The sequence below is a fragment of the Pseudomonas sp. LBUM1649 genome (genome assembly GCF_059716155.1).
On the sequence record NZ_CP166807.1, the window covers coordinates 115,001 to 129,160 of the forward strand.

Genomic DNA, 14,160 nt, shown 5'->3' on the forward strand with positions numbered 1-14,160 from the left:
GAGGGGAGTGAAATAGATCCTGAAACCGTATGCGTACAAGCAGTGGGAGCCCACTTTGTTGGGTGACTGCGTACCTTTTGTATAATGGGTCAGCGACTTATTTTCAGTGGCGAGCTTAACCGAATAGGGGAGGCGTAGCGAAAGCGAGTCTTAATAGGGCGTCTAGTCGCTGGGAATAGACCCGAAACCGGGCGATCTATCCATGGGCAGGTTGAAGGTTGGGTAACACTAACTGGAGGACCGAACCGACTACCGTTGAAAAGTTAGCGGATGACCTGTGGATCGGAGTGAAAGGCTAATCAAGCTCGGAGATAGCTGGTTCTCCTCGAAAGCTATTTAGGTAGCGCCTCATGTATCACTGTAGGGGGTAGAGCACTGTTTCGGCTAGGGGGTCATCCCGACTTACCAAACCGATGCAAACTCCGAATACCTACAAGTGCCGAGCATGGGAGACACACGGCGGGTGCTAACGTCCGTCGTGAAAAGGGAAACAACCCAGACCGTCAGCTAAGGTCCCAAAGTTATGGTTAAGTGGGAAACGATGTGGGAAGGCTTAGACAGCTAGGAGGTTGGCTTAGAAGCAGCCACCCTTTAAAGAAAGCGTAATAGCTCACTAGTCGAGTCGGCCTGCGCGGAAGATGTAACGGGGCTCAAACCATACACCGAAGCTACGGGTATCACTTAGGTGATGCGGTAGAGGAGCGTTCTGTAAGCCTGTGAAGGTGAGTTGAGAAGCTTGCTGGAGGTATCAGAAGTGCGAATGCTGACATGAGTAACGACAATGGGTGTGAAAAACACCCACGCCGAAAGACCAAGGTTTCCTGCGCAACGTTAATCGACGCAGGGTTAGTCGGTCCCTAAGGCGAGGCTGAAAAGCGTAGTCGATGGAAAACAGGTTAATATTCCTGTACTTCTGGTTATTGCGATGGAGGGACGGAGAAGGCTAGGCCAGCTTGGCGTTGGTTGTCCAAGTTTAAGGTGGTAGGCTGAGATCTTAGGTAAATCCGGGATCTTAAGGCCGAGAGCTGATGACGAGTGTTCCTTTGGAACACGAAGTGGTTGATGCCATGCTTCCAAGAAAAGCTTCTAAGCTTCAGGTAACCAGGAACCGTACCCCAAACCGACACAGGTGGTTGGGTAGAGAATACCAAGGCGCTTGAGAGAACTCGGGTGAAGGAACTAGGCAAAATGGCACCGTAACTTCGGGAGAAGGTGCGCCGGTGAGGGTGAAGCATTTACTGCGTAAGCCCACGCCGGTCGAAGATACCAGGCCGCTGCGACTGTTTATTAAAAACACAGCACTCTGCAAACACGAAAGTGGACGTATAGGGTGTGACGCCTGCCCGGTGCCGGAAGGTTAATTGATGGGGTTAGCTAACGCGAAGCTCTTGATCGAAGCCCCGGTAAACGGCGGCCGTAACTATAACGGTCCTAAGGTAGCGAAATTCCTTGTCGGGTAAGTTCCGACCTGCACGAATGGCGTAACGATGGCGGCGCTGTCTCCACCCGAGACTCAGTGAAATTGAAATCGCTGTGAAGATGCAGTGTATCCGCGGCTAGACGGAAAGACCCCGTGAACCTTTACTATAGCTTTGCACTGGACTTTGAATTTGCTTGTGTAGGATAGGTGGGAGGCTTTGAAGCGTGGACGCCAGTTCGCGTGGAGCCAACCTTGAAATACCACCCTGGCAACTTTGAGGTTCTAACTCAGGTCCGTTATCCGGATCGAGGACAGTGTATGGTGGGTAGTTTGACTGGGGCGGTCTCCTCCTAAAGAGTAACGGAGGAGTACGAAGGTGCGCTCAGACCGGTCGGAAATCGGTCGTAGAGTATAAAGGCAAAAGCGCGCTTGACTGCGAGACAGACACGTCGAGCAGGTACGAAAGTAGGTCTTAGTGATCCGGTGGTTCTGTATGGAAGGGCCATCGCTCAACGGATAAAAGGTACTCCGGGGATAACAGGCTGATACCGCCCAAGAGTTCATATCGACGGCGGTGTTTGGCACCTCGATGTCGGCTCATCACATCCTGGGGCTGAAGCCGGTCCCAAGGGTATGGCTGTTCGCCATTTAAAGTGGTACGCGAGCTGGGTTTAGAACGTCGTGAGACAGTTCGGTCCCTATCTGCCGTGGACGTTTGAGATTTGAGAGGGGCTGCTCCTAGTACGAGAGGACCGGAGTGGACGAACCTCTGGTGTTCCGGTTGTCACGCCAGTGGCATTGCCGGGTAGCTATGTTCGGAATAGATAACCGCTGAAAGCATCTAAGCGGGAAACTAGCCTCAAGATGAGATCTCACTGGGACCTTGAGTCCCCTGAAGGGCCGTCGAAGACTACGACGTTGATAGGTTGGGTGTGTAAGCGCTGTGAGGCGTTGAGCTAACCAATACTAATTGCCCGTGAGGCTTGACCATATAACACCCAAGCAATTTGATGCTCCTCGTTGAAAAGACGAAAGAGACCAGATTGCGGTGTGTGAAGACGAAACGAACCGAAAGTTCGAGATGCTCACAAAACACCGAAGCTATCACATACCCAATTTGCTGAAGCGAGGCCAACTGGCCACGACTCAGTACCCGAATTTCTTGACGACCATAGAGCATTGGAACCACCTGATCCCATCCCGAACTCAGCAGTGAAACGATGCATCGCCGATGGTAGTGTGGGGTTTCCCCATGTGAGAGTAGGTCATCGTCAAGATTAAATTCCAAAACCCCTATCTGCGCATGCAGGTAGGGGTTTTGTCTTATTAGTAGAAACATCAAGAATTCGCTGGCACGTCGTTACGGACGGACCGGCACACAGAATTTCTTGACGACCATAGAGCGTTGGAACCACCTGATCCCATCCCGAACTCAGAAGTGAAACGATGCATCGCCGATGGTAGTGTGGGGTTTCCCCATGTGAGAGTAGGTCATCGTCAAGATTGAATTCCGAAACCCCTGTCTGCTTGCGCAGACAGGGGTTTTGTCGTTCTGGGCTTGCCAAAGGCGTAGACGTAACCAAGCTGTTCAGACCTGCCGTTCCAGCATCACCCACCAACGCGTGTGATAGCGCAGTTGCACCGGCAGAGCCTGCGGCAGCATGGCCAGCAGCTTGTCGGTGTCCTCCAGGCGGTAAATCCCCGACAGTCGCAAGTCGGCAATGTCGGCCGCGCACTTCAGATACCCGTGGCGATAGCGCCCGACTTCCTTGATGAAATCCACCAGCCGCATGTTGCGGGTCACGATCAAACCATCCGCCCAGGCGCCGACATCCATGTCCAGCGACGGCGTCGGCCGAGCCTGCTGGTGATCGACCAGGTAACTGTGCCCTGCCTGCACGAGAGTCGGCTGGCCATCGGCACCCAATGGCGAATGAATCACTACCAAGCCATTGGTGACACTGAGCCGCGTGCAGTCACCTTCATCATGTCGCAGGATAAAACGCGCGCCCACGCCTTCATACACGCCGTGGCGACTGTGAACCCGCAATGGCCGGTCGAATGAAGCACCTTCATCGATGCCGCCGCAGGTGACGATGATTTCACCACGGGTCAATTTGATCAGGCGCTGTTGTGGCGTGTAGCCCAGATCTACCGCGCTGTCCGTGTTGAGCTCAAGCCGGGTGCCATCCGGTAGCTGGAAGAAGCGGCGCTCACCCGTGGAGGTGGCGAAGTCGGCGCTCCATTTCTGCCAGCCGATGACATCCTTGCCCAGCCACGTAGCCGAGCCCATCAGCAATGCACCCGACAGCCACTTCATCGCCTGGCGGCGACCCAATCCCGGGGGGCTGTTTTCCAATGTATTGAGGGCGACCTGTGCATCGGGTACCGCCCGCAAGTTGTTGCTCAGCTCAGAGTGCAGCGACAGCACCCGCTGCCAAGCCAGCTCGTGATCAGGCTGTGCAGCGCGCCAGATATCGCATTGCTGCCGCAGTTTGGCGTTGGCGGCGTTGTTGCGCAGGCGCAGCAACCAGTGAATGGCCTGTTTGACCACTTGCTGGTGCGGCTCACCGCGTCGGCTCGGCGACAGGTTGTCCACAGGCACTGCAAACTCAGATGAGGGCATGAACGCAAGAATGTCACAAATGATAATTGCTCGCATTGTTATCAAGCGACGGGGAATTTGCAACTGCTGCTGAGCTCAACTCAATTGGACCGAGTAAGCGTTCATTCGTCGGAGCGCCGCCCGGAGCCTGCTCCCGAAAGCGGTGGACCAGCCACCGCCGAACCAAATTGTTACGAAAATAGCTTCAGTACATTGCTCATCGAGTCATCGGCAAAGCCCTGTACGAAGTCCTTGAACCCCGCCAATGCTACGGAACCGTCCTGCGCCGGTTCGGCGATGATGGTCCAGGTAGCCACGGACTTGCCCGCATCCACAGGTTTCACCTGCATCGCCGCCCACAGGTTGGCCACACCCAGGGTGTTATAGATCGTGGTCCAGGTCATGCTCAGCGCTTCATCATCCCTGGAGTTGAGTTGCTCCACCACCAGGTTGCCATCCTTGAAGAACTTCTTGCGCAGGGACGACACGCCTTCGCCGGTCATCTCGATGTGCGACAGCGCCGGGATGAACCGGTCGAAGCCGGAGAAATTGCCCACCACCGCCCAGACTTGCGCGGCATCGGCGGGCACTTCCACCGAGGAAACGACGTGGCAGCCTTGTGGGTTTTTGATCAGGGTATCGGGTTGCAGTGTGTTCATGGTTTTGCTCCGTTTGGTGGGGGTGAATCAGATGAAATTGATTTCCTTGAGGTAATCGCAGCCTCGGCGCAGCAGCGCCGGGGATTTCTCTGGGTAGCGCGCGCCCATCTGCTGCACGCCGGCCTGGGCGTTGGCGTGGCCGATCATCGAGATGTCTCCGATGTCTTCCTCGAAGCCGTTGAGGTAGAAACCGAGTACGCCGAACAGCGCGTTGTCGCTGTCGACCCGGCCCAGCTGTTGTTGCCAGTCGGCGACACTGACCAGGGAAAACTCCCGGCCGGCTTCGCGAAACGAAGCCACGTAGGTTTCCCAGTCCAGCGGCTCGGGGTTGTGCAGGTTGAATACGGCTTTGTCTGGCTGATAACGGCCGGCATGGAAGGCGATGAAACGGGCGAGGAAGTCCACGGGCATCAAGTCGAAATTCAGCGCAAACTCCGGCACCTGGCCAAGCTGGATCGAGCCTTTGAGCATCAGCATTAAACGGTTCTTGTGGGGCTGGCACACACCCGTCAGGCTGTTGAAGCTGACGTTGCCGGGGCGGTAGAGATTGACCAGCACGCCCTGTTCCCGGGCGCGTTCGAGGATGCGTTCGCCGACCCATTTGGACAGGTTGTAACCGTTCTTGATGTAGATCGGCGGAGTCTGCGCGGCGGGCAGTTCAAGAACCTGGCCATCGGCGGTCATCGTGCTGGAGGCCGAGAGTGTCGAGACGAAGTTGAAGATCTTCTTGCTGCGTCCTTCACACAGCTGTAGGCATTCGAAAATCGGTTCGACGTTGTCCCCTGCCAGCGACTCGTAATCGAGTACGTGATTGACGTTGGCGGCGTTATGCACCAAGACTCCGAACTCTCGATCCAGGCGCTCGTAGACCTCCCCAGGCAGCCCTAGCGCCGGACGCGTGATGATCGCCGGGTAAACCCGCACCCGACTCATATCCAGATGTTCCAGACGGTTCTCCCGCAGTGCGTGGGTGAAACGTTCGCCAGCCGATTGGCCATTGCCATCGCGAACCAGGCAGGCGACTTCGCTGGCACCCCAGGCCAGTAGCGCTTCGACGATGTGCACACCGACAAAACTGTTGGCGCCGGTGACGATCACTTTACGCACATCGCCCATGCGACGAGAGGCCAGGGGCTGCACATGCAGTTCGCGCCCTGCATCGGCCAAGGCTTGTGCGCTGAGTACCTCTTCAGTCCCGCAGCCGCGCACTAGGGTCGCCAGTTTGCTGATGGTGGGCAGCTCGATGAAGCGGTTGATCGAGATGCTGCGGCCAAACGCCTCACGCAAGCGCAGGAGCATGCGCGACAGCAGGATGGAATGGCCGCCCAGGTTGAAGAAACTTTCGTCGGTGGAAATGTCGTGGGCTGGCAACTCCAGCAGTTCGGCCCAGATCTTGAGCAACAAGGCCTCGTCGGCGTTCGCGGGCAGGCGTCGGCGGGGGTTCTCGCTCACGTTGACCGGCAGGTCCAGCAACGCCTTGCGATCGACCTTACCGTTACTGGCGAACGGCATGCTGGTCAATTCCGTCCACGCAACAGGTTGCATATAGTCCGGCAAGGACTGTAGGGCATGAGCCTTGAGGGCCTGGCGAGCCTCGCCGGGCCGGTCTTCCCGAGGCTGGGCGAGGAACACCAGAATCCGTCGATGGCTGTCGATGACTACCGCCACCTGGCGGTACAACTGGCTGTCGCGCAGGCAACATCCGATCTCTTGCGGTTCGACGCGAAAGCCACGGATCTTCACCTGGTTGTCGCGCCGTCCGCACAACTCGACGCCATCCTTGGTCCACTTCGCCATGTCGCCGGTGCGATAGACACGCAGGGTTCGGCCATCCGGCAGGGTCAGATTCAGGTAGCGCTCGGCGGTCTGTTGCGGGTTGTTCAGATAGCCCAGGCACACCCCAGGACCTGCGATGTACAACTCGCCGACGGTCTGGTCGATCACCGGTCGCAGGTCGTCATCGAGAATCAGCACCTGACTGTTGGCGATCGGGCCACCCAGTGTCCGATTGTTGTCACCGGCCTGCAGATGCCTGGCGGTGATCAGCACCGTGGCTTCGGTGGGGCCATAGAGGTTGTAGAGTTTGCCCTGGCGCGTCAGCTGCTGGATGACCCAAGGCTCGCAGACATCGCCCCCGGTCATTATGTGATCGAGGTATTTCAACTGCTCCAGCGGCAGGATGCTTAACAAGGCCGGCGGTAAAAAGGCATGGCTCAGTTGCTGGCCGCGGATAAACTCCACCATTTGCAGCGGGTCGCGGCGTTGATCATCGCTGGGCACGATCAACTCGGCACCCTGTAACAGGGTGGGGAAGATATCGATCAGCGACGAATCGAAACCCAGCGACGAAAATTGCAGCACCCGGCTCTGCTCGGTCAGTTGCACGTAGTCGGCGTACCAGGCAGTGAAGTGCGCGAGGTTGGCCTGGCTGAGCAGAACACCTTTGGGCTGGCCAGTGGTGCCCGACGTATAGAGCGCCATGCACGGCGAGTCTGGAGCGGTTGAGTGGCGCACCAAGGGGTGATCGAGATCCACTTCTTCGGGGTCGATGTCGGTGATATCGAGGTTCGGCATGTCAGGCGCGAGGGGATGCTGCCCGTCATGCAGCAGCAACACCGCGCCGGCGTTCGACAGGATGTACTGCTGACGTTGCAGCGGGTGGCTTGGCTCCAGCGGCAGGTACACCGCGCCGCAGCCCAGTATTGCGAGGATTCCCGCATACAGCGCGTTGCATTTGGGCAGGCAAATGCCTACCACCACCGGACCATCATGCTGATCGAGCAAGGGCAGCAATCGCTGCTGGATCGCGCGGCTCAGTGCATGCAATTGACCGTAGTCGAGGGTGGTGCCTGCCACGTTCAAGGCTGGTCGTTCGGCGCACTGAATGAAGCGCTGCTCAAGCCGCTCGATGATCGGCACCTGAGCGAGTTTCAGCAGGCGGGGATCGACGGTCGCATTGCGCCGATGGACGAAGGCCAGGCTGTCGAGAAACTGCAGATTTTCGACGGTCCCCAAGTGAGCGGGGGCCGTCACTTCGGCCAGCAGAAAATACTCGGGGTCCCGGGAGTAGCGGCTGACCAACAGAGCTGCGTGATCCACCAGTTCCGTTACCGCGCGCTGACGCAGCACCTGGCCGTTGCCCGAAGGTTCATCGGCGATTGGCACGCGCGTGAGCAATGTCGAACCGACAGTGCACAACAGCTCCAGCGACGGCAGGCCCGAAGCGCCCGGCAGGTTGATACCCATCTGCAGCGTCAGGCGCGGCGTATCATTGCAACCCGGCCCGTCCAGGGTGGCGTCATCGATTACAAGGTCCGGATGCCCCGGGGCCCGTTCGTCGAGCGCCGCTACCTTCGTCGGTGCATGACCCTGTTGTTCGAGCTCCAGCGCCAGGGCATCCAAGGCCTGGCTTTGTCCAACGAGCAGAATGTCGATACGTCTCATGATGGGCTCCTTGTCAGATCAGGTAGTCGCTCAAGGCGTTTTGCACGCACGGCGAGTCGAGCAGCGAACTGCTGCGAAAAAACCGCACGATGTTGGCGACCAGTGGGTGATGGCGGTTGATCGGGAAGGCCAGCCCGGCTACCTCGCTCTTGAGGGCGTTGCGCGCGGCATCGCCGATCTGCAAGGCGTCGATCAAGCAGAAGTCGAAAGACTTCTGGATGTCATTGGTCAGGTAATGCTCGATGAACACCGGCAGGATTTGCGCGATGCACTGACGGTCGTCTTCGCACGCGGTGTGCCAGTAAATGCGCACCATCCGCGACCAGAAACCGGAATGCCGGCCTTCGTCCAGCAGATGGTCGGCCATCAATCCCTTGATCGACTGTTTGATGGTGTCGTCCTTGGCGAACGCCGCGACATCGCCGGTCACGGTGTTTTCGGCGATGGCCACGCAGATCAGTTCGATAGCGCTGCGCAGGTGTGGCGGCGCAAGCGCGACGGCTGCTGGAATGGCCCGGCTCAGCTCGATTTCGTGCGGCAGATCGATCGGTGTGATCCCCGTCATGGCGACGGTCTGCTGCATGAAATCCATGGCCACCAGTGCGTGGTAATCCTCGTCCACCACCACCGTCATCGCGTCGTAGCGGCAGGCGAACGGAAACTCAATGGCGAAGCGATTCTTGGCGATGTTGCGGGCAGCCTTGTCGACGATCTCGGTTTCGAAAATCACCACGTCGTTAATGAATTTGTAGAGCGTTTGCACCAGGGCAAAATCCCGCTGCTCAGGGCACTCGCGCAGGAAGGTGTCGCTGAGCACCAGCGGTTGGCGGCTCAACGGGTAGATGAGCTTGTCGTCGTTCTCGAGCACGCGACGCGGGCGTGTGCGGATGGTTGCGCGGCTCTCCCAGGCGTCGGCGAAGGACTGGTAGTCGCTGGCGTTCATGCGTCCACCTCCACCAGGGGTTCGCTCATGCTCTGGCGCAGGCCGTCCCACAGGGCGATGCGACTTTCCATGGCAGCGATGGCGCAGGCATAGGCATCTTCGGCACGTTGCGGATCGCCATCGACCAGGCGGGCGAGCAGTTTTTCGGCGGCCGGGCCATGGTCTTCAGAATCGACCTCAATGTGCCGTTCGAGGTAATAGCGAAAGGTCGGTGCCTGTTCGATACCGATGCCCCAGTCATCGAGAATGCGCTGGAACATCTGCGGGATGACGCTCTCGCGACCATGCACAAACGCCGCCGCGACACTGTGGCCTGGCGCATGCAGAGCCGTGTGCAACGTTTGCCGAACGAACCGGGCGGCCGCCGGATCGACGTCCACGCTTTGCAGCGCCACGTCGTAGCTCACGCCTTCCTGTTGCAGTGCCACGAAGCGTTCGACGGCGACGGTGTTCGCACCGACTTCACGCATCGCATCCAGGTACAACTCGAAATGGCTGTAGTGACCCTGGACAGGTCGGGCATCGGACTCTTCACACAAGACGATTTCGTTGATCAACCGAGCAGCTTGCGGGTCTCTCGGTGGCAGCCAAGGCAATTGCAGGCAGGTCAGTTCCTGCTGCAGGCGCTTGGTCAACGACATGAAATCCCAGACGGCAAATACATGGGTTTCCATGAAGCGTTGCAAGACCGCCAGGGAATTGATTTCGGAGAATATCGGGTGTGCACCTAGTTCAGCTTTCTTTTGGTCAAGTCGGTCTTTAGTTGGTTCCATTTGCAGGTCTCTCCATAGTCGGGCATGTGCTGTGATCAATGAATAACAGCTGTTTGAAGTTTTCTGTAGGCGAGCGAATACCTGAATCCAATTGATTGGTTTGTACATCCAGTTTTTGTGTTGCGCCGTCGCAGCCATTGTTGGCTGGGGCGTGGAAAAACTAATACACAAATAAAGTATCGAGCAAGTTGTTTTGTTAATATTTTAAAGTTCAACTTTGTAGGGCGCGAGAAGTTGCGATAAAACTTCCATTGAAAGTTTTATTCAGGTGTAGTTACTCCTTCTGTCTTATAGGTGTCAGAATTTTAATAAAGAGTGAATGCCTCACTCGAAGCAACTTTCCAACCGGGATTTTTGAGGTGATCTGGGGGGGAAGTTTGACGAGGGTTGGCGCCGATTCTTCCATTCCCGGGGCAAGACTCCTTCCGTAGGTTCTTGATGCGGGGACTGCTCCACGCTGGCGGTGCGTCGCCCGTGAATTGTGTATTGGCAACCCAGGAGTGAGCGTAATTCAAGGCAGCCGCTATCACCGAGACATCGAGAAGTCGGAGCGATGATGGGGCGACAGCCGAAGGGCTCGGGCGTGGCTACAACGGGCTGAAGCCGGGGCAGGGGGATTTTGTAAGCAGATTATGCGCAGTGATGAATGGCGAAACGTTGCGGCAAGCGAAGTCGGTTCGCCCTCAGGCCTGCCGCTGCCTTTGCTACGAGGTTTTTCTGTTCTTGGCTTCCGGACTGTCGAGGTACCGGGTGATGACCTCAACCCCGCGATTGAGATGGTTTACCAGCAACCTCACCGATCCTTCGGCATCCCGCGCGTCGGCGGCCCGCCACATGGCCCGGTGATCTTCCTGGGACAACTTGCCCAGGCCCATGGCTTCGAGGTTGAAGCGCAGGAAGCGCTCCTCTTCGTTCAGCCCGTCCTCTACCAGTTTCAGCAACCGGCGATTGGGTGCCTTGCTGTAGAGCGACATATGGAAGAGGCGATTGAGCCGGCCGATTTCGGTGTAGTCCTGTTCCGTCTCCAGCTGGTCGATATAACGCGCGGCCTGTTCGAGATCCGCTGGCTCAAGCAACGGCACCGACAGGCGCAGGGCTTCGGACTCCAGCAAGATCCGCAGGGCATAGGTTTCCGCTGCATCACCCTGGACCAGTGGGGCAACCACAGCGCCTTTATGGGCGACCACGTTGAGCAATGCCTGGGCTTCCAGTTGGCGCAACGCTTCGCGCACAGGCATGCGGCTGACACCGAAGAGATCGGCCAGGTCTTGCTGGCGCAGGGCGAAGCCACACGGTAGGCGACCGTCCAGGATGGCCGCGCGCAAGGTTTCTTCGATAACCCCGCGCGCCAAGTGAGCCGCAATGGGACCGTTGACCTTGATGGTGCTGAGAGGGTTGGGTTTTTGTGTCACTACGACGCACCCTGATTGACTGAGTTATTTTTGGATCCAACTGACACTAGTGACTGCCTGAAATCTTGTCAAACGATCAGCACAGTGCCCATGTTCCAGTTTAGCGCGCCATCGCTGATCTCACTGTGCCATTGTTTTTTGCCGTACTAACCTACACCATCAACCGACTTCCAACTGCCTACCCTGGATGCCTCGCATTGGCGGCACGTTTTTTCCCGATTTCACGGATGCTGCGCTGGCTGTCCTGCGCATTGCTGCTGGCCGGCGTGACGGTGGGCGGGCTGCATGCCGATTGGGATTTTTCCCTGATCAGTCGTCGGGCGCAGGCATTGTACGGACCTTTGGGCGCAGGCCAGCAGCGCATAGATGATTGGCAGCATTTGCTGGCCAGCCAGAAGCAGCTTGGCGAGCTGGAACAGTTGAACGTGGTCAACCGGTTCGTCAACAAGCAGGTGCGCTACGTTGAAGACATCGACTTGTGGCAGCAGGTCGATTATTGGGAGACTCCAATCGAAGCCCTGTGGAAAGGTGCCGGCGACTGCGAAGATTACGCTATCGCCAAGTATTTCAGCCTGCGCCACCTTGGCGTTTCCAGTGACAAACTGCGCATTACCTACGTCAAGGCCCTGCGTCTGAACCGGGCGCACATGGTGTTGACCTACTATTCGAGTCCAGAGGCGATGCCGTTGATCCTCGACAGCCTGATCGACACCATCCAGCCCGCCAGCCAACGAACGGATTTGCTTCCGGTCTATTCCTTTAATGCAGCAGGTCTGTACTTGCCCGGCGCCAAGGGTAACAAGAAGGTCGGTGATACCAAACGCCTGTCCCGTTGGCAGGATGTGCTGAAAAAAATGCAGGCCGAAGGTTTTCCGGTCGAGACGACTAACTAGGAGCTCACGCTCAGATGTCTTTGTTCAAACAGCTGTTGATCGCTATCTGTCTGTTCCTGGTGGTCGCCTTTACCGGCAGCTTCATGGTCAGCCTGGAAAGTTCGCGCACCCAGTACGTCAACCAGTTGCGTTCTCACGCCCAGGATGGCGCGACGGCATTGGCGGTGTCCCTGACACCGAACATCGACGATCCGGCGATGGTCGAGTTGCTGGTCAGCTCGCTGTTCGACAGCGGCTATTATGCGAGTATCCGCGTGGTCGACGTGAGCGACGACAAAGTCATCGTCGAGCGCAGCGGTATTCCGACGGTCAACAACGTACCGGACTGGTTCATCAAGCTGATCGGCCTGGAAGCGGCCGGTGGCGATGCGATCGTCAGCCGTGGTTGGGAGCAGGCCGCGCGGGTCGAGGTGGTCAGCCACCCGATGTTTGCCTTGGCCAAGCTTTGGCAGAGTGCGCTGGGCAGTCTCGGTTGGCTGCTGCTGTGTGGCGCGGTGAGCGCCGCATTGGGTGCATTGCTGTTGCGCCGGCAATTGAAGCCCCTGGACTACATGGTCAAGCAATCCCACGCCATTGCCCGCCGCGAATTCCTCAGCCTGCCGGATTTGCCGCGTACGCCTGAATTGCGCCGTGTCGTTCAAGCGATGAACCAGATGGTCGAGAAGCTCAAGGCACTGTTTCAGGAACAGGCTGAGCGTAGTGAAAAACTGCGGGCCGAGTCTTATCAGGACAACCTGACAGGGCTGGCGAACCGTCGTTATTTCGAGATGCAGTTGAACGCACGGGTGAGCAATACCGAGCAGGCCAGCTCGGGTTATCTGCTGTTGCTGCGGGTCAATGATCTGGCGGGTTTGAATCAGCGCCTGGGTGGTCAACGGACCGATGAGTTGTTGAAGGCGGTCGGGCTGCAGTTGTCTCGCGAGTGCGCCAAGTACCCGGAAACGCAAAACCTGGTCACGCGAATTCGGGGCGGTGAATTTGCCGTTTTGGCGCCAGGGCTGGTTCGCGATGAAGCGTTGCAACTGGCACGCAGCCTCGACAGTGCCTTGGCGAGCCTGCACGCCACCGGCGCCACGGACGTTGCTTCGGTGGCCTCAATTGGACTGGCCCCCTTTGCCCATGGCGACTCACCGCAAGCAGTGCTCGGGTTGGCGGATCAGGCACTGGCTCAGGCGCAGAGCCAGGGTGAGCCGAGCTGGGCTTGCCTGGACCAGGGCACGTCGCCTCGTGTGGGTGATGACCATCATGCGTGGCACAACCTGCTTGATCAGGCCATGACTCAACGGCGTTTCGAATTGTTCTTCCAGCCGGTGGTTGCCGCCCAGGACACCCAGTTGGTGCTGCACTACAAAGTGCTTTCGCGTTTGACTGATACCGAGGGCCAGATCATTCCCGCTGGGCGCTTCTTGCCGTGGCTGGAGCGTTTTGGCTGGACTGCGCGGCTGGACCGCTTGATGCTGGAGTTGGTGCTCGAGCAGATGGCTGGCCATGAAGAGTCGCTGGCGCTGAACCTGTCGTCGGCAACCCTGGCTGACCCGCAGGCGCTGAATAAAGTCTTCGACCTATTGCGTTCGCATTCCAACCTGGGATCGCGGCTGACGCTGGAGATCGGCGAGGAACAATTGCCTGAGCAAACGGTGCTCGAGGAGCTGACGCGGCGCCTGCGCGAGCTGGGGTTCTCGCTGAGCCTGCAACGTTTCGGCGGACGCTTCAGCATGATCGGCAACCTGGCGCGGCTAGGGTTGGCGTATCTGAAGGTCGATGGCAGCTACTTCCGGGCGATTGATCAGGAGAGTGACAAGCGTTTGTTTATCGAGGCCATCCAGCGGGCGGCGCACAGCATTGACCTGCCGTTGATTGCCGAGCGAGTCGAGACAGAAGGGGAGTTGTCGGTGATTCGCGAGATGGGGCTTTATGGGGTTCAGGGGCAATTGTTTGGTGCGCCCAAGCCTTGGTGCAGGAGCAAGCTTGCTCGCGATGGAGGGCAACGATGACACGGGGCATCTGACGC

Annotated in this window: 8 protein-coding genes and 3 rRNA genes (1 of these 11 running past the window's edge); 5 read left to right on the forward strand and 6 right to left on the reverse strand. The window is 58.0% G+C overall.

Annotated features, from left to right (window positions below):
- The 3 genes from ACA058_RS00570 to rrf (ACA058_RS00580) all read left to right on the forward strand — a co-directional run.
- Positions 1-2,411, forward strand: a 23S ribosomal RNA gene (locus ACA058_RS00570); it begins 481 nt to the left of the window's first position.
- Positions 2,412-2,581: 170 nt separating this feature from the next.
- Positions 2,582-2,697, forward strand: a 5S ribosomal RNA gene (gene rrf, locus ACA058_RS00575).
- 110 nt (positions 2,698-2,807) lie between these two features.
- Positions 2,808-2,923: ribosomal RNA gene (gene rrf / locus ACA058_RS00580) — 5S ribosomal RNA — on the forward strand.
- Positions 2,924-3,008: 85 nt separating this feature from the next.
- On the opposite strand, the gene ACA058_RS00585 is transcribed toward rrf (ACA058_RS00580), so the two are convergent.
- The 6 genes from ACA058_RS00585 to ACA058_RS00610 form a co-directional block, all read right to left on the reverse strand.
- Positions 3,009-4,025: a DUF4880 domain-containing protein gene (locus ACA058_RS00585; protein ID WP_497637372.1), complete on the reverse strand. Its 1,017-nt coding sequence runs from the start codon at positions 4,023-4,025 to the stop codon at positions 3,009-3,011.
- Between the two features lie 191 nt (positions 4,026-4,216).
- On the reverse strand, positions 4,217-4,684 hold the full coding sequence (locus ACA058_RS00590; RefSeq protein ID WP_497637373.1) for an SRPBCC family protein: 468 nt from the start codon (positions 4,682-4,684) through the stop codon (positions 4,217-4,219).
- 27 nt (positions 4,685-4,711) lie between these two features.
- Positions 4,712-8,128, reverse strand: coding sequence for an amino acid adenylation domain-containing protein (locus ACA058_RS00595; protein ID WP_497637374.1), 3,417 nt, complete (start codon positions 8,126-8,128; stop codon positions 4,712-4,714).
- 13 nt (positions 8,129-8,141) lie between these two features.
- Complete coding sequence (locus tag ACA058_RS00600) at positions 8,142-9,071, reverse strand: diiron oxygenase (protein ID WP_497637375.1); 930 nt, start codon at positions 9,069-9,071, stop codon at positions 8,142-8,144.
- The gene (locus tag ACA058_RS00605) at positions 9,068-9,844 is read right to left on the reverse strand and encodes a DUF3050 domain-containing protein (RefSeq protein WP_497637376.1); all 777 of its coding nucleotides are present in this window, start codon (positions 9,842-9,844) and stop codon (positions 9,068-9,070) included. The genes ACA058_RS00600 and ACA058_RS00605 overlap by 4 nt, the downstream gene beginning before the upstream one ends.
- Positions 9,845-10,548: 704 nt before the next feature.
- Complete coding sequence (locus ACA058_RS00610) at positions 10,549-11,256, reverse strand: GntR family transcriptional regulator (protein ID WP_497637377.1); 708 nt, start codon at positions 11,254-11,256, stop codon at positions 10,549-10,551.
- A 197-nt stretch (positions 11,257-11,453) separates the two neighbouring features.
- Here ACA058_RS00610 and lapG point away from each other — a divergent pair, with 197 nt between their 5' ends.
- Together lapG and lapD are read left to right on the forward strand one after the other, a co-directional pair.
- Positions 11,454-12,149 carry a cysteine protease LapG gene (gene lapG / locus ACA058_RS00615; RefSeq protein WP_497637378.1) on the forward strand — a complete coding sequence of 232 codons (696 nt, stop codon included), beginning with the start codon at positions 11,454-11,456 and terminating at the stop codon, positions 12,147-12,149.
- A 14-nt stretch (positions 12,150-12,163) separates the two neighbouring features.
- Entirely contained in the window at positions 12,164-14,143 is a 1,980-nt protein-coding gene (gene lapD / locus ACA058_RS00620; protein ID WP_497637379.1) for a cyclic di-GMP receptor LapD, read from the forward strand.
- The last annotated feature ends 17 nt before the right edge of the window (positions 14,144-14,160 follow it).